Here is a 20,885-nt window from a genome sequence, read left to right on the forward strand (position 1 = left end):
CCAGGCCGACCTGCGTATAGACGGCAGCGGGTCGGTTTCGGTGGGACCGGGGTCAGCGCACGGGGAAGTCGAAGAAGGTCTTCGGGAACGGTTCGTTCGTCAGGGTGAAGTGCCACCACTCCTCGGGGAGGTTGGTGAAGCCGTGTTCCTCCATCAGCTCCGCGAGGAGGGTGCGTACGGCGCGCTGGGTGCCGCCGATGGCCGGGTTGGCGGTGTGCGCGGCCGGGTCGAAGCAGTCGTAGCCGGTGCCGAAGTCGAGGATGTTGTCGTGGAAGCGCTGCTCGGCCGGGAGGAAGCATTCGCGCAGCGGGTCGCCCGGGCGATACGGCTCGGGGTCGGCGGCGGGCAGTGCGACGATGGCGAGGTCGAGCGTGCTGCCGCGGCTGTGCCCGGACTTCTCCGCGATGTAGCCGTCGCGGAACAGATTCGCCTTGTCGACGGTGGGGTAGAACTCCTGCTTCATCTTCACGTCGCCGAGATCCTTTGCCCACCTGACGAACTGGTCGACGGCACGCTGCGGGCGGTAGCAGTCGTAGGTCTTCAGCGTGAGGTTCATCGGGCGCAATTCCGCCTGCACCTGCGCCAGCGCGTCCGCCGCCTGCTTGGTCAGCAGGCAGCGCGGCGCCTCGTAGCCGGCGATGCGGGCGCCGAGGAAGTTGTGCTCGCCGAAGTACCGCGCGTCGACGAGGATCGTCGGATCGACATCGGTGATCGAGACGAACGCCGACTCGTCCGCCACCGGCGTACTCGGCGCGGGCGTACTCGTCGCCGGGGTATCGGAACCCGCGCCGCCGCATGCCGCGAGGGCGGCCGCCACCACACCGGCCATCGCCAGCGCGCCGGCGCGGCGGGCCGACCGGACAGAACTCATGCGCTTCTCCTCGCATCAGGCTGGGGTTCAACCACTTTCGCCAGCGTCGAGGCCGACGGATACGAGCATCGCACACCCCGCGCGGTTATGGCCGCGATCGGCCGGTGCCGGCCGACCCGGAAAATCCCAGGTCGTGATCGATCTTGCAGCGCCCAATTCTTGGGGTCGGGTTCCGAACCGGGACCGTTTCGGCGGATACTGGGGCGGTGACGCTGGGCGAAGAAGTTGCACCGGAGGCGGTGAGCGCGATGGAGGAGACCATCGGCATCGACGCTTGCGCGGAGCCCGGATGGTTTCGATTCTGGTTTGCCGACCAGCGGTGGGAATGGTCCGATGAGCTTGCCGCGATGTACGGGTACGAACCGGGTGAGGTGGAACCGACCACCGACCTGCTGCTGTCCCATAAACACCCCGATGACCGGGAGCATGTGGCCAGTTGCATCGCCGCCGCGGCTGAGACCGGCCAGCCGTTCTGCGGCAGGCACCGGATCGTCGACACCCACGGCGAGGTGCGTGAGGTGGTCGTCGTCGGCGACCTCATGACCGACGAGGACGACAAGGTGATCGGCACCTCCGGCTACTACGTCGACGTGAGCGAGCGGCTAGAGGAGCAGCGGCAGGAGGTGCTCGAGGAGATCCTGCCCGAGGTGATCGAGGCGCGCGCCGTGATCGAGCAGGCCAAGGGCGCGCTGATCCTCGCCTACGGGGTGAACGCGGAGCAGGCGTTCCGGGTGTTGCGCTGGCGCTCCCAGGAGACCAATACCAAGCTGCGCGACCTCGCCGCCCAGTTCGTCGACGAGCTCAGGATGCTGAACAAGGAGACCGCCGGGTTCCGGACCCGCTTCGACCACCTGCTGCTGACCGTGCACGAGCGCGTGTCCTGAATCACCGGTTCGTCGGCATCCCGCCGGTGGCCAATGCGAGCAGCAGCGGCAGCGAGACCAGGGTCAGGCAGGTGACCGCGTTGGTCCACTTGTAGGCGACCACGATCGCGACGAACTCGCGCAGGATCGCGCTCGGCAGGTAGTAGAACGCCGTGCGCGCGCCGGTCACCTCCGCGTCCAGCTTCAGCCTGCGGGCCAGGATCGCGGTGCGCAGGATGTGAAAATTGCTGGTGACCAACACCATTCGCGTCGACTGCCCGCGCTCGCCGAGCAGCCGCTTGATGAAGAGCAGGTTCTCCCGCGTCGTGGTCGAATGCTCTTCGCGCGCCACGGTGGCCTCCGGGATGCCGCGCGCCTGGAGATAGTCCGCCATCGCGGCGGCCTCCGACACCGCCTCGTCGGAGCCCTTGCCGCCGCTGGTGATGATCACCGGCCGGCGCCCCTGCGCCAGCTCCGCCCAGTAGATCTGGGCCGCCCGGTCCAGCCGGCTGGCCAGCAGCGGCGAGACCCGCGCGCCGACCAGGCCCGAGCCGTGCACGACGATCGCGTCCATCCCCGGCCGGTACGGCAGCCAGCCGTAGAGCAGCGAGTACAGGACGAAGCTGGTGAACACGAAACCGAAATAGGCCACCGCCATCACCAGCGACGCGAACAGCACCGAACTCAGGCTGCCGGTCGCGATGGCGACGCCGAGCAGGACGTAGGGCACCAGCAGGACGATTCCCGGCCCGATCGAGAGCAGATTCGCGATCCGCGCCCCTTCGCGGCGCAGCATCTGCATGCCGTTGGCGATCAGCAACCCGGCCAGGACCAGCACCACCAGCGGTGACAGCACCACCAGCAGCCCGACGAGGGCGAGCGTCAGATCCGCGTTGTCGCCCGAGCCGACCGCCCACACCGCGAGCACCGCGACGGCCAGAAGCAGATAGACGCCATTGCTCAGCCGTCGCCGGTCCAGATGGAACCGCAGTGCGAAGACACCCAACAGAACCAAGCCGACAGTGAGCAGGATCACCAGCGCACGGTAACGGGCAGTGGGTGTCCGATTGCATCCGGGCCGGGTCTGGGTAGCGCTCGATGGCGGATTGTCCGGTACGTGCCAACGGTTTTCGATCGGGCCGATGGCGATATGCGCTGGTCAGAGCTCGGGCTTGGGTTTGGGGTGGTGCGCGATGTGCAGCAGGTAATCGACCTTGGCCCGGAGCTCGGGGGGAGCGAGGTCCAGCGAGGGGAGCTCGGCGATCAATTGCGCGGCCAGCGCGCGCAGCTTGACATTGGTCGCCTGCGAGCGGCGGCGCAGCATGGTGAACGCCTGCTCGGCGTCGACGCCGTAGACCAGCATCAACGCGCCCTTGGCCTGCTCGATCACCGCGCGAGCCGCCAGCAGATCGGGAGAGGCGCGCCCGAGGGACGGTTGGCCGCGTTCCTCGAAACCATCGCTCATACCCTGGGTACTACCCAGAGCGTCGATTGTTATGAGGCAGTTGCCGAACCTTCATGATCGGATCTCGGGACTGGTCGGTCCGCTACGGGTCGATGCGGTCGAGTAGCCAGCCGGGGCCGACGGTGTGCGCGCCGAGTGCTTCGACTCGGTCGCGGAGTCCGCGGTCGGCGGTGACGACGGTGATCGGTCGCGCGTGGTTCGCCGCGGCGACCAGATCGACGATCGCGTCGTCGCCCGAGCCGTCGGCCAGGACCACGCGCACGCCGTCGACCTTCGGATCCGCCGCCTTCGCCTTGCCTTCGAGCACGACGGCCACCTCCGCGGGCCGGTCCAGCCGGTCGGCCAGGGTGGTCAGCCGCTCGAGCAATCTCCGGGCGGCGCCCGCGCGATCGCGCCACCAGCCATCGGGTCGCGACCCGACGACATTCGCGGCATCGACCACGATCAGCTGAACCTCGTCATCCGTCACCGGTCCAGTCTGCGCCCTCAGGCGTAGGGGTCGGTGATCTCGCGCAGTGCGCCGAGCGCCGCGCGCAGATCGCGCATGCGCCGCGCGCCGAGGTGCGCGGCCCACTCGGCCTCGATCCGGTCGGCGATCGAGTTGGAGAATTCGGCCACCTGTTTGCCCCGGGCGGACAGGCGCACCAGGCGGGCGCGGCCGTCGCTCGGGTCGGGGACGCGTTCCACGTAGCCTGCGCGTTCGAGCTGGTCCACCAGGAATCCGGCGGTCTGCTTGGTGATCTGCGCCTGCTCGGCCAGCTCGGTGAGGCGGGTGCCCTGTGCGCCGACGCGCTGGGCGACCCGGCCCTGGGCCACCGTGATGTCGTCGAAGCCCGCGGCACCGAGTTCGGCGAAGATCCGGTCCTCCATCGACCGGTGCGCGATGTACATCAGCAGACCCGCGTTCAGCTCGCCGTCGGCCATTCCACTCCTTGACATTAGTACGATCCACTGACTATTTTAGTCAGTGATACTGACCAATCGTATCGGAGGTGTCCGATGACGGCGCAACTTCGGCAGCCGCTCGACCGCGAAGCCAGCTGGCGGGTCATCGAACAGCAACGCCGCGCCATCGCCGACGTGCTCGCGGAGCTGACGCCCGCGCAATGGGAGGCGCCGTCGTTGTGCGCACACTGGCGGATTCGCGACGTCGCCGCGCACATCGCCCTGACACCGCAGCCGCCGTCGCTCGGCGCGCTGTTCGTCGCCGGGCTGCGCGCCAACGGGAACTACAACCGGCTCATCCACGATCTCACCGTGCGCGCCGCGAATCGTCCGGTCGCCGAGCTGGTCTCGGCGATCCGCACGCACGCGGCGTCCCGAAAACTGCCGGGCCCCACCAACTATCGCAACATCCTGTTCGACACGATGGTGCACGGTCAGGACATCGCCATTCCGCTGGGCCGCACCATCGACATCCCGGCCGACGCAGCCGCGACCGGTGCCGCGACCGCGGCCGAAATCGGCTGGCCGGTATGGGATAAGCGGCGGCTGGACGGACTCGCCCTGCGCGCCACCGATATCGACTGGTGCCACGGTGCGGGCGCCGAGATCCGCGGCCCGATCACGGCGCTGCTGCTGTTGGTCACCGGGCGGGCGGCCGCGCTCGAAAGCGTTACGGGCGAGGGGGTTCCGGTGTTGGCCGCCCGACTGTTGGCCGGTTAGGCGTCGACGGTGGTGCTCGCCTGACTCGGCGCCGGACTCTCCAGCGCGTCGTGCAGGTTCTTGATCACGCCGCGGGCGAGCGCGTAGTTGCCCACGCCGCCGACCACCGCGCCGACGCCGGCCGGAATCACCTTGCCGAACGCGAGCGCGCCGCGCTTGACGATGAACTGCACGACGAACCGCTTGACCGGGGTGTCGTTCATCCGCCGGATGACCGGCAACTTGTTGGCCAGCTTGGTATCCCACTGCTTGGCCGAGCGTCCGGCCGCGCCCAGGGACGCGGTTCCCGCCTGGCCGAGCACCACCGCCGACACGAGCGGCGGTCGCGGCGCCGCCGCCTTGCTCCCCGAAACCTCGGTCGCGCCAACGGCGTACACCGTCGACGCCTCCAAGAAGAACAGCGTGTCCGCGCCCGCCGCGGCCAACCCCACCAGCGTGCCGACGCCGGGAACCGCCGCGCTCAACCCGACCACCACGCCGCTCGCGGTCACCGCGAGCGAGTAATGCCTGCCGAGCCGCTCGACGAGCTGTTCCGGGGATTCGCTCGGATGCCGATGGCGCACGAATCCCGTGTACTTGCCGACCAGCGGCGCCTGCACCCGCGCCGACCTGTCGATCAACGAGACGACACCCTGGTCGAGGAACTTCCGCAGCATTGCCAACAGCCCTTTCGGTCGGTCATTACCCACACGACAACGCTCGATTGCCGACTACGAAGTCGACCCGCCTGAGCCTACGGTTGTCACGCGCTCTCGCGGGTGATACCCGCCACCGCCGGGCCGAACCGCGCGTCGCGGCAGCTGATCTGAAACGGTCGCGCCCACGCGATGGCGAAGTTCGGGCTATCGTTACTTCCGCACGGAAGATCGTCGTTTTGCTCCGATTCACTCGCCAACGGTCGAGGAGAGCACGATGAGTTCAGTGGTTGCCGATCAGAAATCCGATCGAAGTCTCCCGCTTGCCCCCTTGCAACGCGCCTTTCTCGCCTATGAGGCGACGCATCCGCCGATGTCCTTCGCCATCGGCGGCGTGCTGCTCCTGGACGGCTCGCCGCCGACCGTGGACGAAGTGCGCGAGCTGTGCCTGCGGAAACTACCGCTGCTGCCGCAGTTGGGTTGCCGGCTCAGCGAGGGCCCGCTGGGGCAGGCGGTATGGGTGCCGCAGGACTCGGTCGACCTCACCGTCCTGGTGACCGAACGGCGAACGGGCCCGGGTGGTTTGCAGGGTGCCGTCGACGAGTTGATTCGCCGCCCGTTCGACCATTCTCAGCCGCTGTGGCGAGTGCTGCTGGTGCACGGCTACGCGCCGGGAGAGTTCGCGCTGATCTACGCCGGTCACCATGCGCTGCACGACGGCATGTCGGTGGCCACGACGATCATGTCCACCTTCGCCGACGCCAACGGCCACGACTATCAGCCGCGGATACCGTCGACGCCCGCTCAGCAGGGTGCGCGATCCACTGTGATGCGAACGGTCGCGCACACCGTCCGTGGCTGTTTTCCGCTCGCTCGGCCACTGCCGCGGTCGAAGGTCTTCGGCGAGCGCACCATTCACTGGGGGCACATCGACCTGGATCAACTGCGTGAGGTCGCCCATCGGCACGACACCACCGCGAACACCGTGTATCTCGCCGCCGTGACGCACGTGCTCCGGGAGTGGCCCGAGTCGCCGTGGCACGCGCTGCGCGGCACCGGTAGCCCGGTCTGGGCGATCATGCCGCTCAGCATCGGCAGCGACAAGGGCAAGCTCAGTCAGCGCGCGGTCGGGTTCCGGCTTCCGCTGCCGTGCGACGACCAGGACCCGCTCGCCCGCCTCGCCGCGCTGGATGCGAGATTGTCGCGGAAAATCATAGGGGCGCAACGCAGTACGGCGCAGTCGATGATCGCCGGAATGCCCTACCGATTGTTCCTGCCGTGGGCCTATCACCATTTCAGTGACCGGTACGCGCACCTGACCGCCACCAATGTCCCCGGCTGCACCGATGCGGCGAGTGTGCTCGGCCGGCCGATCGTCGGCACCGTGCCGATCGGTTTTCTGCCCGCCCGGCACCGGCTCGGCATCGCGATGACCAGCTATCGGGATCGCGCGGTCGTTTCCTTCCTCACCGACGCGCGATTGCCCGGAGCGGAGGCGCTCCCGGAGATGTGGCTCGATGCGGTCGCCGAGCTGAGGTAACGGCGGTCACCGGGTGGTATTGCCCGCTGCTTTCACCTGTACCTCCGCGTTGTCCTGACACACGCCGTGCTCGTTCGCCGATGTCGCGGGTCGACTGCCGAGCAGTTCGAGAAAGTTCGCGACGCACCTTCCCTCCATGCGCTGCCCGAAAGCGTTGGGGTGCAACGCCTCATGGATCAGCCCCGGATCGCTCAGCAGATCCGCGGGCACCTGCCGGATCCATTCCCGGTCCGGTGTGGTGCCAGCGGCACACACCTCGTGCCCCTGATACATCGCGGACACGTCGAGCAGATGAACCGGGACCTTGTTCTTCGCCGCCGCGGCGACCGCACGCTGGATCTTGCCGTTGATGTCCTTGCCGATACCGGCGAACTTCGCGAAGTCCTTGTCGAAGAACGGGCACCCACCGTCCTGCAACCTACTGACCAGGTTCGCCTCGAGCGGCCCGCGCAGCGCCGAATCGGCGGCGGGCAGCGGATTCGGATAGTTGAGCACCACCAGTTGGGCATCCGGTGCCAGGGGCGAGATCGCCTCCGCGAACAACGTCTCGTATGCGTGCTCGAGCTTGTCCTCCAGTCCGGACAATTTCGGACTCGCCTCGCACACCACGTTCTTGTCCGACTCTTTCACCCCCTGCACATAAGCCTGGTACTTCTCGTTCTCGGCCGCACTCACCTGCTTCAGGCCGGCGGACTGCTTCAGCACGAACTTCTTGACGCATTCCTGCGCGACCCCGCTCACGCCCGCGTCGTTCCCGCCGATGGAGAGCACGACATATTTGATCCCCGGATTCTGCGTCAGCCGCTCTTTCAACTGTTCGAGCTGAGGCTTCTCCCCTTTGAACGAATCGGTCAGCACGTGCTTGATCTCGGCCCCGCCGCAGGCGACATTCGCCTTGTTCCTGGCCAGATCCAAAGCCTCGAAGGTCTCGTACGGATAGATCACCGCCACGTCGGACCGATGGCATCCCCCCGCGTTCCCGGGCAGAATCGCCGGATAATCCCAAGTCCCGCCGTACGTTTGGAAAACCCCCCGATCAACCGCGTTCGGTCCGTTCCCCTCCCATCGCCCACCCTCACCCGACGCGTAGGAGTCGCCGAGCAAGACCGCGGCACCCCGACCCCCACCCTCCGCTTCGGCCCGGGCCCACCCGAGCCCCATCCCGGCAACCGCCTGCCCCGAAATCCCGGCCCCACCACTCAACACCACCGACACCGCAACCAGAACTCCCCACCGCGACCGCCGTCCGAACCCCACGAGCACTCTCCTTGATCACTCCAGCCCAATGCCCCGAGCAGCGCGTCCAGCGGCCTCGGCAAGCGAACCATTCGCCGCACAGAAAAGTATTCGACGCGACCGCAGCCACGGATCGGTCCGAATCCCGCCGCCGCTCCTGCTGGTCGGGTCTTCGCCACGCATGCAGATGACGAGATGGCCGCTCCAGATTCCGGGAAGTATGCCCTGGCCCGCCGCGCTGACGTTGACCGTTACTGCGCCCCGGCACCGGATTCGACGGATACGTCCGCGGCATAGCGGTTTCGGATCTGCTGCTTGTAGACCTTGCCGCTGTCGTCGCGGGGCAGCGAGTGCACGATCTCGATGCGGGTGGGCAGCTTGTAGTTCGCGAGTTGGGGAGACAGCGCCGCGCGGACCGCGTCCGGGGTGAGGTTCGTGCCGGGCCGGGGGAGGATGTGTGCGGCCACGAGCTCGCCCAGGTCGCCGGGGTCGGGGAGGCCGAACACGGCCACGTCCTCGACGCCGTCCAGTGCGGCGATGGCGTTCTCGATCTCCGCGGGATAGATGTTCACCCCACCCCGGATGACGACCTCGGCGTCGCGGCCGGTCAGATACAGGAAGCCGGCCGCATCGAGATAGCCGAGATCGCCGACCCACAACATGCCCTCGACCGGAGAGTCCGGCGCGCCCTGGTTGAGGTACTCGAAGCTCGGCCAGTAGTCGGCCCCACGCACCCAGACGCGCCCGATCTCGCCGACGGGTAGCGGGTTGCCCTGCTCGTCACCGATGTGCACGGCGGAGCCGTCCGTGGCGCGACCGACGCTGCCGGGGTGGGCGAGCCATTCCGCGGCGCTGATCCAGGTGATCGTGCCTGCCTCGCTGCATCCGTAGAACTCCCAGAGCGCGTCGCCGAACAGGTCGATGGCGGCCAGCTTCAGCGCGGGCGGGCACGGCGCGGCGGAATGAATGACATGGGTCAGGCTCGAAAGGTCGTAATTCGCACGGATATCGGCGGGCACGCTCAGAATGCGCGAGACCATCGTGGGCACGATCTTGACCTGCTGGATGCGATGGTGGTCGACCAGCTCCAGGAACTTGCGCGCGTCCCACTTGGGCATGATCACGATGTCGGCGCCCATGCGCAGCCCGAGCACGGCGACCGCGTTGGGCGAGGTGTGGTAGAGCGGTCCGGCGACCAGCATCGGCACACCGGGGGCCAGGCCCATCCGCTGGGCGGTCGCGCCGGCGATGCTGAGCAGCTGGTGCGGCGTCATCTGCGCGCGGGCAACGCCTTTGGGCTTGCCGGTGGTGCCGGAGGTGTAGATGACACCCATCGACTGGGCGATCGCGCCTTCGATGTGCCCGACCGGTTCGGGGTGTGCGGCGATCCAGTCTTCCACGGTCTCGTGGCGGCCGGTGGGCTCGGCCAGGGTGAGCTCCCATCCGCCTTCGGTGAGAAGTTCAAGGGGCATGGCGATTTCGACGATGCGCGCGTCGCTGCCCGCGAGGTCACGCGCGGCTTCGAGGACGGGCACGAATTCGGTGTGGGCGAAGATCAGGCGAACCTGCGCGTCGGTGAGCACATGGGCGACTTCGCTTGCGGTCCAGCGCGTATTGATCGGCAGCGGATTGCCACCCGTCGAGGCGATACCGACCGAGACCTCGAGGAACTCGATGTCGTTGCGCGCCATGATGACGCATTTGTCACCGCGCTCGATCCCGGTGGCCACTATCGCCGCCCCGAGCCGGCCGGCGCGAAGCAGGGCTTCGGGTTGGGTGCGCGTGCGAGTGCCGCAGACGAGAGTGGGGACATTTGACCCGGTGTCGCTCATGTTCGAGAAGTCTGCCACCTCGACGATCACTTGTGAGTGTGCGTATGCCTGAGCGATACGGCCTGTGCCGCAGCGTAATCCGATCTGGAACGCGACACGTAGGGCGTCGGGTCGCGGGCCGCCACTGTCGAATTGTCAGGTCGGGATCGGGTGGGGGAGGCATTCTTCGACGAAGGCGAGGGAGCGGAGGTGGTGGGGGCGGGCGGTCCAGCCGAGGCTGATGTTGTGGCCGGCGTTGGGGTGGTGGTCCACGAGGACCCGTGGCGAGGCGTGGAAGGCGGAGGTCAGGGTGTGCAGGGCGGCGGGGTCGTGGCGCCAGATGGCCTCGTGTTCGGCGAAGGTGAAGCGGACGGGGATGGGGATCTTCGCCGCGATGTCGGCGAAACGTGTGGTCCAGGTGAAGACTTCGGCGCGTTCGCGGGGCGGTACCGGGCCGAGTTCGGCCGCGCCGGAGCGGAATGTGCCGGGTGGGTAGAGCCGCAGTGGGCCCCAGTGCAGGCGCACGGTGTCCAGGTTCAGGCCGTCGGCGAAGTCCGCGCCCCACCCGGAGAGGTCGAGGCCGAGCAGTTCGGTGGTGTCCGGTTCGGCGGCCATGGTCATGGCCACGGCGCTGCCGAAGGAGTGACCGACCAGGAAGAGCCCCTGCCCCACTGGGTGATTCGCGCGGAAGGTACGCAGAGCGGCCGCGATGGTGTCGGCCTGCTGCGCGATCGATTGCCCGGCCGCCGGATCGGGGTCGGCCGCCGCCGGGTATCCGGGACGGTCGATCGCGAGCATCGTGTAGCCGAGCCGCGCCCCGAGCGTCAGCAGGGACACGTCGGGGTGCGCGCGGCCGTCGAAATAGTGCGCGCTGGTGCCTGCGCCATGCAGTGCGACGACCACCGCGCGCGGATTCTCCGCCGCGCACAGCAGCGCCGACAGGGTGAGTTCGCCTGCCACCAGGTCGATCCGGCGGACCTCGGGGTTCATTCGACGGCAGCGACACCCACCCGGTCCTCGGCATAGGCCTTGGCGAGTTCCAGGGTGGCGCTGCTGTTGGTGCTCAGGGCATTTCGTACGTAGTCCCGCGCGTCGGCCGTGGTCGCGCCGTCGCCGAGGATCGCGGCGATGTTGTCGGTGTTCAACACCACGGTGTGCTGTGACGACGCGCGCACCCCGTCGTCGATCGGGGTGAAGGTCCACACACCGGTATGCAGCGCAAGCAGTTTCGGCAGGGTGACCTGCTTGTAGACGATCCGCTCGCCGGGGAACACCACGCGGTACGACATCGTGCGGTGGGTGGATCCGTCCTTGGCCTTGGTATCCATCTCGAGCGTCTGCACCCCCTGTTCGGTCTGCTCGAACCGGACCGAGGCCACATGCGGGAGCCGTTCGACCCACCGATCCGCCTGGTTCACGAAGTCGTACACGTCAGCGGCATTGCCGCGAACCAGCACCGAATCCTCGAAGGAGAAGGTGGATTCCGTCGCGGCGACGGCCGATTCGATATTGCCGCGCAGTGCGGCCAGCTCCGCGCGGGAGTTGCGGTCGACCGCGGCCTCGATCCAATCCAGGCCCGCCGGATCGTCGTCGATCGCCCGATACCCGTGCAGCAAACGCACGCGCGAATGGCCGGCCCGGTCCGCCTCGATGATCCACTCGCCGTACATGGAGGCCACCGGCGGCGTCGAAACCTCCTGCTGGAAGCGGATCCGGAACCGGTCGGGATCCAGGGTGCGCCGCGACACCCAGCTCTTCGGCTCACCGTTGGCGGTGGCCCAGATCTGAATGCGTTCCTCCCGCTCGCCGGTGCGCTGCTGCTCGACGTGGATGGTCGGCGGGAAGATGCGCGGCCAGTTCTCGACCTCCGCGATCAATCGGTAGACGACGGCGGCGGGCGCCGCGATGGTGATCTCGTGTTCGCATTCGCGTGTGGACATGATCGCCTCCAAGGGGTTTGGTATCAGAAGTTGCCGAGACCGCCGCAGACGTTGAGCGCCTGGGCGGTGATGGAGGCGGCCACATCCGAGGTCAGGTAACCGACCAGGCCGGCGACCTCGTCCGGCGTGGAATACCGGCCGAGCGGGATCTTCGACTGGAACCGGGTCAGGATCTGCTCCTCGGTGGTGTCGTAGGCCGCCGCGTAGCCCTGCCGGACACGTTGTGCCATCGGCGTTTCCACGTAGCCGGGGCATACCGCGTTGACCGTGATGCCGGTCGGGGCCAGCTCGTTGCCGAGCGCCTTGGTGAAGCCGACCACGCCGTGTTTGGACGCCGAATAGGGTGCGCCGAGGACCACGCCCTGCTTGCCCGCGGTGGAGGCGATATTGATGATCCGCCCCCACGGCTTGTCCCGCAGGCCGGCGTTGAGCACCTCCCTGGTCATCCGGAAGACGCTGTGCAGGTTGGTGTCGATGACGTCGAACCACACCTCGTCGGTGACGTCGGCGGTGACCCCGCCGCCGCTGCGGCCCGCGTTGTTCACCAGGATGTCGACGCCGCCGAAGCGACCGACCGCGGCGGCGACGAATTCGCGCACCGAATCGGCCGAGCGGACGTCGAGCTCGGTGCCGTCGACGGTCAGATCCCGTTCCCGCAGATCCTTCACCGTCTGCGCGACGGCCTCCGCCGTGCGCGCCCCGATGAAGACCGGATGCCCTTGACCGGCAAGCTGATTCGCCACCGCGAGGCCGATGCCGCTGGTCGCCCCGGTGATCAGCGCGACCCGGCCGGCCGGGGCGCTCATGCCGCCGTCCCGGTGGCGATGACCTGGTTGACGGCGTCCACGAACGACTGCGGCGTCGTCGACCCGGTCAACACCGAATCATCAAGGGAGATGCCGTATTCGCGTTCGATCCGGCCGCCCGCCTCCAGCAGCGCGAGCGAGTCGTAGCCGAGATCCTCGAACTGCTGCCCGGTGTCGGCGACGAAATTGGCGCCGTCGCCGCCGACGGCGGCGAACATGATGCTCTGGAATTCCTCCATGGTGAGCTGCCTGTTGGCCATGGGTAAAGCCTTCCTACTTGCAGGTCGGAGTGTGCTGACTGGTCCTGGTCGCCTCGATCGAGGACGGCCCGGACCGCACCGGGTTGCCGGCCGGATCGGTGACCTGGGTGTCACCGGAGCTGGAGAACTTGTCCCGGTTCTGCTTGGCCGTGTGCTGCACCGACACATAGGCGGCCAGCGTGCCGTCCGGCAGGATCACATCGTGGGTGAGCTCGAAGGCGAACCGGTTGTGCCCGGCCTCCTGCCAGGTGCCGGTGCCGCTGCCGGAGGCATCACCGGGGTGACCGAAGGTCAGGCAGATCTTGCCGGACTCGGTGAACTGGAAGATGGCCTCGTGCGGCGGGTCCTCGCTCACCTTCACCAGGCCGGTCCAGGTGCCGATCGGCAGGAACTCGATGGGCGTCGCCTGTGCGGTCTGCGCGGGGACCGTGCTCGCGGCCAGTACGCCGAGGAGCAGCAGAAGTGTTTTGGTCATAGGGCCGATCCTGAGCGCAGCTGCTCGCGTCGCACTTGAAGTCCTCTGAAGACTGTCTGGGGTCCGGGTCAGTCGCGGTCGGCTTCGAGCACCCAGATCGGCAGCAGCATCGCCCCGTCGGCGTCCAGTTCGGGCCGGAAACCGCTCTCCGCGAAGGACTCCAGCATCGGCGGGGACGCCACCGCCGCCAGGTTGCCCAGGCGCAGGGTGTTGATCGACCATGGCGCACCGAAGATGGCGCGCAGTTCCTCCTCATCGATCGCGTACGGCGCGAAGGCGCTGCTGAACTCGCTTGTGGCGAAGGTGAATTGAATGAGTCGCGCGCCCGGCCTGGTGGCGCGCAACAGCGCGGCGACATGCGGGCGCCGCTGCTCCGGTTCGAGGCAGTGGAACAGCGCGCTGCTGACGACCGTGTCGAACCGGTCGGTGTATGCGGACAGTTCGGTGGCGTCGGCGACGGCGAACGACGCCTCGACCCCCTGGGCCGCGGCCCGCGCGCGGGCCTTCTCGATCACCGTCGGCGAGAAGTCCAGCCCGGTCACCCGATAGCCACGCCCGGCCAGGTATATGGCGGAATCGCCCGGCCCGCAACCGATATCGAGCACCTCACCGCGGACGCGCCCGGCGTTCTCGAATCCGACCAGTTCGGGCTGGGGCCGATCGATCTCCCAGGGCAGCCGGTCCAGCACGTCGTCGCCCGGCATGAGGGTGTGATCCTGGTAGCTCTGTTCGAAATCGACCATCGACGAATCGTTCGCCGGAATTGCGTCAGCCATCTGAACTCCTTGAATGTAGTTGGTAATAGCGATGTTCCGCTGCTAGGCGGGTGAAAGTCGGTGCCGCCGGATCGCCCGACTCGGGCGCGAGGTGCCGTCCGTGCCGCGGCGCGCTCGTCAGAGGATTCCGGCTGCCGCCCGCAGCTTTTCGGCGCGATCGGTGCGTTCCCACGGCAGATCGATGTCGGTGCGGCCGAAGTGCCCGTAGGCCGCGGTGGGGGTGTAGATCGGGCGCAGCAGGTCCAGATCCCGGATGATCGCGCCGGGTCGCAGGTCGAACACCTCGGCGACGGCCGCCGAAATGCGCTGCGGGTCCACCCGCTCGGTGCCGAACGTCTCGATGAAAAGGCCTACCGGAGCGGCCTTTCCGATGGCGTAGGCGACCTGCACCTCGATCCGCTCGGCCAGGCCTGCGGCGACCACGTTCTTGGCCACCCAGCGCATGGCGTACGCGGCCGAGCGATCCACCTTCGACGGATCCTTCCCGGAGAACGCGCCGCCGCCGTGCCGGGCGAAACCGCCGTAGGTGTCGACGATGATCTTGCGACCGGTCAGCCCGGCATCGCCCATCGGCCCGCCCAGCACGAACTTGCCGGTGGGATTGACCAGTAGGCGAACCGCCGACGTGTCGAAGGCGGGCAACGCCAGCTCGGCGAGCACCTGATCGAGCACGTGCTCGCGGATGTCGGGGGTGAGCAGTGTGTCGAGATCGATGTCGGCGGCGTGCTGGGTGGAGATCACCACCGTGTCCAAGCGCACCGGCCGGTTGTCCCGGTACTCGACGGTGACCTGGGTCTTGCCGTCCGGGCGCAGATACGGCAGCAGGCCGGACTTGCGCACCTCGGTGAGGCGGCGCGCGAGGCGGTGCGCCACGGCGATGGGCACCGGCATCATTTCCGGGGTCTCGGTCGTCGCGTAACCGAACATCAGGCCTTGATCGCCGGCGCCCTGCCTGCCGATCTCGTCGTCGATATCGCCGATCCGGTTTTCGTGCGAACTGTCCACGCCCTGCGCGATATCCGGCGACTGGGCGCCGATCGCGATATTGACACCGCAGGTGGCGCCGTCGAAACCCTTGGTCGAGGAGTCGTAGCCGACCTCGAGGACGCGCGCCCGGATCAAGGCCGGGTAGTCGATGGCGGCGGTGGTGGTGACCTCGCCGGCGACGTGCACCTGCCCCGTGGTGACCAGCGTTTCCACCGCGACCCGGGCGGCCGGATCCGCGGTCAGGATCGCGTCGAGGATGGTGTCGCTGATCGAATCGCAGATCTTGTCCGGATGGCCCTCGGTCACGGATTCGCTGGTGAACAGTCGTGCGGCGATTTTCATGGGATTCCTCTGTTGGTCAGAACCGAAAACTCGGTTACCGTGCGTTTCTGAGCGACTTCTCCAGTGCCAGCCAGGATTCGCGCTCGGTCGCGGACAAGCGGCGGCCATTGCGTCGGCGTGCTTCGGCGAGGTCGCGGCGCCTGCGGCTCACCTCGACCATGGACGCGTCGATGTGATAGCCCCAGCCGATCGCGTAGCAGCCGGGCGTCAGATGAATCGCGAACCGGACGAACCTGCGCCAGGCGCGGCGGCGCCGCGCGGCCCGCCGCGAGCGGGCGCTCATGACGCGAGGTCGCGCAGCCGGGGCGCCGCGGCGTCCTTGGGCGAGCGGAGCAGGCGCAGCGGCTGCCCGTCGCGGCCGATGTCCGGCCACGCGATGCCGAGATCCGGATCCAAAGCGTCCACCTCACGGTCGAATTCGGGGGTGTACTCCAGCGAGCACAGGTAGGTGACGGTCGAGCCGTCGGCCAGCGAGAGCAGCGCGTGGCCGAGCCCCTCGGACAGGAAGACCCAGCGCCGGTCCACGTCGTCGATGAGCACGCTGTCCCACGCGCCGAAGGTCGGCGACCCAGGGCGCAGATCCACGACCACGTCCACGAACGCGCCGCTCGTGCAGGTCACGTATTTCGCCTGCCCGGGCGGGTCCTCGGTGTAGTGGATGCCGCGCAGCACACCCGCGGCCGAGACCGAGGTGTTGATCTGCAACAGCTCGAACGGCCGCCCGACCGCCTTCTCGAACTCCGAGGCCTTGAACATCTCGGCGAAGACGCCGCGCTCGTCGCCGTGCATGGCGGGGGTGAATTCCCAGGCCCCCGGTACCGCCAGCTCCCGAATTCGCATGGTCACCAATCCCGTCCGTGTTCCAGTAGTTCGAGCAGGTAGCGGCCGTAGCCGGAGCGCACCAGCGGGGCGGCCAGCCGGCTGAGCTGTTCGTCGTCGATGAAGCCCATCCGCCAGGCCACCTCCTCGGGCACGCTGATCTTCAGGCCCTGGCGCTGCTCGACGGTGCGGACGTAGTTGGCCGCGTCCAGCAGCGAGTCGAAGGTGCCGGTGTCCAGCCACGCGGTGCCGCGGGCGAGCACGTCCACCTGGAGCCGGTCCTGTTCCAGGTAGGTCCGGTTGATATCGGTGATCTCGTATTCGCCCCGCGCGGAAGGCCGTAGGCCGCGGGCGATCTCGACCACGTCGTTGTCGTAGAAGTACAGCCCGGGGATGGCGTAGTTGGAGCGCGGCACCTTGGGCTTCTCCTCGATGGACACCGCTCGGCCGGCGGCGAATTCGATGACGCCGTAGGCGGTCGGATCCGACACCCGGTAGGCGAACACCGCGGCGCCGTCCAGTCCGTGGAAGCGGCGCAGCCGGGTACCGAGTTCCGGACCGTGAAAGATGTTGTCGCCCAGCACCAGTGCGGCCGAGTCGGCCCCGATGTGCGCGGACCCCAGCACGAACGCCCTGGCCAGTCCGTCCGGTTTCGGTTGCACCACATAGTCGATGGCCAATCCGAACTGCGCACCGTCGCCCAGCAGCCGCCGGAACGCGCCGGCGTCCTCCGGCGTCGTGATCACCAGAATGTCCCGGATGCCGGCCAGCATCAGGGTCGACAACGGGTAGTAGATCATCGGCTTGTCGTAGACCGGGACCAGCTGCTTGCTCACGCCGCGCGTGATCGGATGCAACCGCGAACCGGCGCCACCCGCCAGGATTATGCCTTTCACGACCGGTCCTTCCCGTCAGCTCGGCTGCCCGGCGGGCACTCGTTCGCCGTGCACGGCCTCGTCCGGCAGGTGCGAGACGGCCAGGTGCGGTACCCCGTTGACGAGCGAGGTCAGCACGCTGCCCGCACCGCCGCCGTTGATCGGCACCGAGCAGGTCGCGGCGGATTCGGTGCGCAGGACGGCGAAGCAGTCGTGGTCCGGCCCGGCGCCGCGGGCGCGCAGCGCCCGGCCCAGCGGCACCATCGGGCGCAGCTGACCTGGAATGTTCCAGATGGCGATCAGAACGCGCATCGTCGTCTCCCTTCGAGGTCCTGTGCCCAGCGTCCTGTGGCGCGCTCGAAGATCGCTCCAGCAGCGGTAGGCGCGGATCCGACCGGAGCGTCGGGGCCGCCGGCCGGTGTCACCGCAGCGACTCGGTCAGCGGTCGTGGGTCGCCGCTGCTGTGCTCGCCCGAACCTCCAGCGAAGTTCTAGGCCGCGCGACCACTCTCGATGGTGCACAACTCACCGAACAGGGAGGAATTGGAGGGCGGATGCACATCATCGACCTGTCCTCGCCAGTGGACAGCGAGCAGTACGAACCCGATCCGGTGGAGCACACGGTGCTCACCCCGGCGGCCGGCGCTCGGCACATGAGCGAGGAGATGGCCGAGCACTTTGGGCTCGGCTTCGACGTGGACGACCTGCCCGACGGCGAGTTCCTCTCGCTGGACCGGCTGAGCCTGACCACGCACACCGGCACGCACGTGGACGCGCCGTCGCACTACGGCACCAGGGCGTCCTATCGGGAGGGCGATCCGCGGCACATCGACGAGCTGCCGCTGGACTGGTTCCACCGCCCCGGCCTCGTGCTGGACCTGACCGGCGCGCCGACCGGCGCCGTCGGCCGGGAGGCGCTGGAGCGGGAGTTCGACCGGATCGGCAGGCTGCCCGAGCCGATGGACATCGTGCTGTTGCACACCGGCGCACAGCGACACCAGGGTTCGCCGAAGTACTTCACCGACTTCGCCGGGCTCGACGGGCCCGCCACCAACTACCTGCTGGACCTGGGCGTGAAGGTGATCGGCACGGACGCGTTCAGCCTCGACGCGCCGTTCACCGACATCATCGCCCGCTATCGCGCGACCGGGGACCGCTCGGTGCTGTGGCCCGCCCATTTCGCCGGCCGCGACCGGGAGTACTGCCAGGTGGAGCGGCTGGCGAACCTGGAACTCCTTCCGCCGCACGGGTTCACCGTCGTGTGCTTCCCGATCAAGGTGGCGCGGGCGGGCGCGGGCTGGGCCAGAGCCGTTGCGCTGGTGGACGAATCGTGAGCGTGGAGGAGCGGGTCACCGCGCGCCGGATCTCCCGGCTGCCGTCACTGACCGGGCTGCGCTGGATCGCCGCCCTGCTGGTGTTCACCACGCACGCCGCGTACCAGCCCGGCCTGTTGCCGCCGGGCGCTGCGGCCGAGGGTTTCATGCACATGGTGAAGATGGGCGGCTATATCGGCGTCGGATTCTTCTTCGTGCTCAGCGGATTCGTGCTCACCTGGTCCGCGCGCGAGCACGACACCCCGGCCCGATTCTGGCGGCGGCGCTTCTTCAAGATCTATCCGAACCACTTCGTCGCGTTCCTGCTCGCGGTCGGACTGATGCTGCTGACCGGGCGGGAGATCGTCGGCTGGGTGCAGCAGGTGCTGCTGCTGCACGCCTGGTGGCCGGACCTGGACGTGGCCTTCGGCGTCAACGACGTCAGCTGGTCGCTGTCGGTGGAGGCGTTGTTCTACCTGTCCTTCCCATTGCTCATCGTGCTGGTGCGCCGGATCCGCCCGGACCGGCTGTGGTGGTGGGCGATCGGGATCATGGCCGCGGTGGTGCTGATGCCGGTGATAGCGAAACTGTTGCCCGCACAGCCGCAGGTGTGGTGGGAAGCCACGCCGGAGTACGAGTACTGGTTCGTCTACGTGTTCCCGCCGGTGCGCGCGCTGGACTTCGTGCTCGGCATGGTGATGGCGCGGATCGTCATGGTCGGCGTCTGGCCGCGGGTGCGCGCGCGGTGGGCGGGACTGGCGTTCGTCGCCGGATACCTGGCGGCGTCGTTCCTGCCGACCACGTTCGCGATCGTGGCAGCGACCATCGTGCCGCTCGCGTTCCTGATCCCGGCGGCCGCGGCCGCCGACCTCGACGGCAGGCCCTCGTGGCTGGCCAGCCGGCCGATGGTCTGGCTCGGCGACGTCTCGTTCGCGTTCTATCTGCTGCACGAACTGGTCCTGTACAACATGTACCGGCTCTACGGCGACGAATTCCAGCCGACCCTCGCGCAGGCGATCGGGCTGTGGGCGCTGAGCCTCGGCGGGACGGTGGTTCTGGCGTGGGGAATGCACCGGCTGGTGGAGCTTCCGATGCAACATCGTTTCTCCGGTCCGCGCCGGCGAATCACGCCGCGGGAACCGCGCTCGGCGCCCTCCTGATCTGCCCAGTGAAACTTTCTATATGCGAACGCCCCCCGTGCTTGGTTACAGTGTCCGAAAGAGCAGCCCGGGAGTACTCCGGGACGTATTCGCTTTCATTTCAAGGACATTGGAGAACTGTGAAGATTCTCGTGACCGGTGCCACCGGTTGGGTCGGCCGCAACTTGGTTGAGTTGCTGCTGACCGGCGGTGCCGAGGTCCGGGCACTGACCCGGCGTCCGGAGAGCGCTGATTTACCCGCCGCGGTCGAGGTCGTTGGCGGTGATCTGGAAAAGCCCGAGAGTCTGTCGGGGGTGTTCGACGGCATCGACCGGCTCTTCCTGATCGTGGCCGGTGAGACCACCGCGCAGGTGGTCGACGCGGCCAAGCGGGCCGGCGTGCGGCGGGTGGTCACCCACTCCGCGTCGAGCGCGGGCATCGGCGACGACCCCGGCGGTGACTACCATCGCGCGTTCGAGTCGGTGGTGGAGAATTCCGGGCTGGCCTGGACGCACGTCCGGCCGGGCATGTTCGCGAACAACCTGCTGAGCTGGGCCGAGCCGATCAAGCGCACCGGCATCGTGCGGCTGCCCTACGACAATGCGCGGCAGGCGCCGGTGGACGAACTGGACGTGGCCGCGGTCGCCGCTGCCGCGTTGCTGGACGATTCGCACGGAGGCAGGGTCTACACCCTGTCCGGCCCGGCGGCGCTGACCAAGACCGAGCAGTTCGCCGTGATCGGCGAGGCGATCGGAAAGGACGTGCGGTTCGAGGAGATCACCCCCGAGCAGTGGCGCGCGGAGGGCAGCGAGCAATTCCCCGGGCACCTGATGGACTGGCTGCTGGAGTACTGGGAGCGCACGCTTGCCGAGCCGGAGCCGGTGCTGCACGACATCGAACAGGTTCTCGGACTGCCGGCCCGCCCGCTGTCCGAGTGGGCCGGTCTGCACTCCGATGACTTCCGCTGAGTGCTCGCCGATGGCGAAAATCGTTGTCCAAGTGGGGACGTGGACGAGGCCGTCCAGCATCCCCACTTGGGTGACGAACCGGGGCAACGGGGCTGTCCGC

25 protein-coding genes are annotated in these 20,885 nt (G+C 68.1%); 6 read left to right on the forward strand and 19 right to left on the reverse strand.

The window, feature by feature from the left end:
• Positions 1-52 precede the first annotated feature (52 nt).
• Positions 53-871 carry a M15 family metallopeptidase gene (locus tag ACFQ9K_RS21065; protein ID WP_378714542.1) on the reverse strand — a complete coding sequence of 273 codons (819 nt, stop codon included), beginning with the start codon at positions 869-871 and terminating at the stop codon, positions 53-55.
• Positions 872-1,077: 206 nt separating this feature from the next.
• On the opposite strand from ACFQ9K_RS21065, the gene ACFQ9K_RS21070 reads away from it, so the two are divergent.
• The gene (locus ACFQ9K_RS21070) at positions 1,078-1,755 is read left to right on the forward strand and encodes a PAS and ANTAR domain-containing protein (protein WP_378714541.1); all 678 of its coding nucleotides are present in this window, start codon (positions 1,078-1,080) and stop codon (positions 1,753-1,755) included.
• Between the two features lies 1 nt (position 1,756).
• Here the strand turns inward: ACFQ9K_RS21070 and ACFQ9K_RS21075 are convergent, their stop codons facing one another.
• The 4 genes from ACFQ9K_RS21075 to ACFQ9K_RS21090 form a co-directional block, all read right to left on the reverse strand.
• Positions 1,757-2,770, reverse strand: a complete 1,014-nt coding sequence (locus ACFQ9K_RS21075) for a YdcF family protein (protein ID WP_378714539.1) — start codon at positions 2,768-2,770, stop codon at positions 1,757-1,759.
• 123 nt (positions 2,771-2,893) lie between these two features.
• A complete protein-coding gene (locus tag ACFQ9K_RS21080; RefSeq protein WP_378714538.1) occupies positions 2,894-3,199 on the reverse strand; it encodes an ANTAR domain-containing protein in 306 nt (101 codons plus the stop codon).
• An 82-nt stretch (positions 3,200-3,281) separates the two neighbouring features.
• A complete protein-coding gene (locus ACFQ9K_RS21085) occupies positions 3,282-3,668 on the reverse strand; it encodes a hypothetical protein (RefSeq protein WP_378714536.1) in 387 nt (128 codons plus the stop codon).
• A 17-nt stretch (positions 3,669-3,685) separates the two neighbouring features.
• On the reverse strand, positions 3,686-4,123 hold the full coding sequence (locus tag ACFQ9K_RS21090) for a MarR family winged helix-turn-helix transcriptional regulator (RefSeq protein WP_378714534.1): 438 nt from the start codon (positions 4,121-4,123) through the stop codon (positions 3,686-3,688).
• Between the two features lie 75 nt (positions 4,124-4,198).
• On the opposite strand from ACFQ9K_RS21090, the gene ACFQ9K_RS21095 reads away from it, so the two are divergent.
• Complete coding sequence (locus tag ACFQ9K_RS21095; protein ID WP_378714532.1) at positions 4,199-4,864, forward strand: maleylpyruvate isomerase family mycothiol-dependent enzyme; 666 nt, start codon at positions 4,199-4,201, stop codon at positions 4,862-4,864.
• Here ACFQ9K_RS21095 and ACFQ9K_RS21100 read toward each other — a convergent pair.
• Entirely contained in the window at positions 4,861-5,520 is a 660-nt protein-coding gene (locus ACFQ9K_RS21100; protein ID WP_378714531.1) for a hypothetical protein, read from the reverse strand. The two genes, ACFQ9K_RS21095 and ACFQ9K_RS21100, sit on opposite strands and share 4 nt — an antisense overlap.
• Before the next feature lie 256 nt (positions 5,521-5,776).
• On the opposite strand from ACFQ9K_RS21100, the gene ACFQ9K_RS21105 reads away from it, so the two are divergent.
• A complete protein-coding gene (locus ACFQ9K_RS21105) occupies positions 5,777-7,039 on the forward strand; it encodes a wax ester/triacylglycerol synthase domain-containing protein (RefSeq protein WP_378714529.1) in 1,263 nt (420 codons plus the stop codon).
• A gap of 6 nt (positions 7,040-7,045) precedes the next feature.
• Here ACFQ9K_RS21105 and ACFQ9K_RS21110 read toward each other — a convergent pair whose 3' ends face one another.
• The 13 genes from ACFQ9K_RS21110 to ACFQ9K_RS21170 all read right to left on the reverse strand — a co-directional run bounded on the left by ACFQ9K_RS21110 (position 7,046) and on the right by ACFQ9K_RS21170 (position 17,678).
• A complete protein-coding gene (locus ACFQ9K_RS21110; RefSeq protein ID WP_378714526.1) occupies positions 7,046-7,990 on the reverse strand; it encodes a GDSL-type esterase/lipase family protein in 945 nt (314 codons plus the stop codon).
• A gap of 536 nt (positions 7,991-8,526) precedes the next feature.
• Entirely contained in the window at positions 8,527-10,107 is a 1,581-nt protein-coding gene (locus ACFQ9K_RS21115) for an AMP-binding protein (RefSeq protein WP_378714524.1), read from the reverse strand.
• Positions 10,108-10,242: 135 nt separating this feature from the next.
• Positions 10,243-11,076 (reverse strand): alpha/beta hydrolase, encoded by an 834-nt coding sequence (locus tag ACFQ9K_RS21120; protein ID WP_378714522.1) that lies wholly within the window; start codon positions 11,074-11,076, stop codon positions 10,243-10,245.
• Positions 11,073-12,026: an aromatase/cyclase gene (locus ACFQ9K_RS21125; RefSeq protein ID WP_378714520.1), complete on the reverse strand. Its 954-nt coding sequence runs from the start codon at positions 12,024-12,026 to the stop codon at positions 11,073-11,075. The genes ACFQ9K_RS21120 and ACFQ9K_RS21125 overlap by 4 nt, the downstream gene beginning before the upstream one ends.
• A 23-nt stretch (positions 12,027-12,049) precedes the next feature.
• Positions 12,050-12,832: a 3-oxoacyl-ACP reductase FabG gene (fabG, locus tag ACFQ9K_RS21130; RefSeq protein ID WP_378714518.1), complete on the reverse strand. Its 783-nt coding sequence runs from the start codon at positions 12,830-12,832 to the stop codon at positions 12,050-12,052.
• Positions 12,829-13,092: an acyl carrier protein gene (locus ACFQ9K_RS21135; protein WP_378714516.1), complete on the reverse strand. Its 264-nt coding sequence runs from the start codon at positions 13,090-13,092 to the stop codon at positions 12,829-12,831. The genes fabG and ACFQ9K_RS21135 overlap by 4 nt, the downstream gene beginning before the upstream one ends.
• Before the next feature lie 13 nt (positions 13,093-13,105).
• Entirely contained in the window at positions 13,106-13,567 is a 462-nt protein-coding gene (locus ACFQ9K_RS21140; RefSeq protein ID WP_378714515.1) for a hypothetical protein, read from the reverse strand.
• A 68-nt stretch (positions 13,568-13,635) separates the two neighbouring features.
• Positions 13,636-14,343 (reverse strand): class I SAM-dependent methyltransferase, encoded by a 708-nt coding sequence (locus ACFQ9K_RS21145; protein WP_378714513.1) that lies wholly within the window; start codon positions 14,341-14,343, stop codon positions 13,636-13,638.
• A gap of 117 nt (positions 14,344-14,460) precedes the next feature.
• On the reverse strand, positions 14,461-15,672 hold the full coding sequence (metK, locus tag ACFQ9K_RS21150) for a methionine adenosyltransferase (protein ID WP_378714511.1): 1,212 nt from the start codon (positions 15,670-15,672) through the stop codon (positions 14,461-14,463).
• A 34-nt stretch (positions 15,673-15,706) separates the two neighbouring features.
• Positions 15,707-15,955, reverse strand: a complete 249-nt coding sequence (locus tag ACFQ9K_RS21155; protein WP_378714509.1) for a hypothetical protein — start codon at positions 15,953-15,955, stop codon at positions 15,707-15,709.
• Positions 15,952-16,512, reverse strand: a complete 561-nt coding sequence (locus ACFQ9K_RS21160; protein ID WP_378714606.1) for a dTDP-4-dehydrorhamnose 3,5-epimerase family protein — start codon at positions 16,510-16,512, stop codon at positions 15,952-15,954. The genes ACFQ9K_RS21155 and ACFQ9K_RS21160 overlap by 4 nt, the downstream gene beginning before the upstream one ends.
• A 2-nt stretch (positions 16,513-16,514) precedes the next feature.
• Complete coding sequence (gene rfbA, locus ACFQ9K_RS21165; protein WP_378714508.1) at positions 16,515-17,387, reverse strand: glucose-1-phosphate thymidylyltransferase RfbA; 873 nt, start codon at positions 17,385-17,387, stop codon at positions 16,515-16,517.
• Between the two features lie 15 nt (positions 17,388-17,402).
• Positions 17,403-17,678 carry a hypothetical protein gene (locus ACFQ9K_RS21170; RefSeq protein WP_378714506.1) on the reverse strand — a complete coding sequence of 92 codons (276 nt, stop codon included), beginning with the start codon at positions 17,676-17,678 and terminating at the stop codon, positions 17,403-17,405.
• A 241-nt stretch (positions 17,679-17,919) separates the two neighbouring features.
• On the opposite strand from ACFQ9K_RS21170, the gene ACFQ9K_RS21175 reads away from it, so the two are divergent.
• The 3 genes from ACFQ9K_RS21175 to ACFQ9K_RS21185 all read left to right on the forward strand — a co-directional run bounded on the left by ACFQ9K_RS21175 (position 17,920) and on the right by ACFQ9K_RS21185 (position 20,785).
• Positions 17,920-18,699, forward strand: coding sequence for a cyclase family protein (locus ACFQ9K_RS21175; RefSeq protein WP_378714504.1), 780 nt, complete (start codon positions 17,920-17,922; stop codon positions 18,697-18,699).
• Entirely contained in the window at positions 18,696-19,838 is a 1,143-nt protein-coding gene (locus ACFQ9K_RS21180) for an acyltransferase family protein (protein ID WP_378714502.1), read from the forward strand. The genes ACFQ9K_RS21175 and ACFQ9K_RS21180 overlap by 4 nt, the downstream gene beginning before the upstream one ends.
• 119 nt (positions 19,839-19,957) lie before the next feature.
• Complete coding sequence (locus ACFQ9K_RS21185) at positions 19,958-20,785, forward strand: NAD(P)H-binding protein (RefSeq protein WP_378714500.1); 828 nt, start codon at positions 19,958-19,960, stop codon at positions 20,783-20,785.
• The last annotated feature ends 100 nt before the right edge of the window (positions 20,786-20,885 follow it).

It is taken from the genome of Nocardia sp. NPDC056564 (genome assembly GCF_042793755.1).
In the GTDB taxonomy this organism is placed as follows: domain Bacteria; phylum Actinomycetota; class Actinomycetes; order Mycobacteriales; family Mycobacteriaceae; genus Nocardia.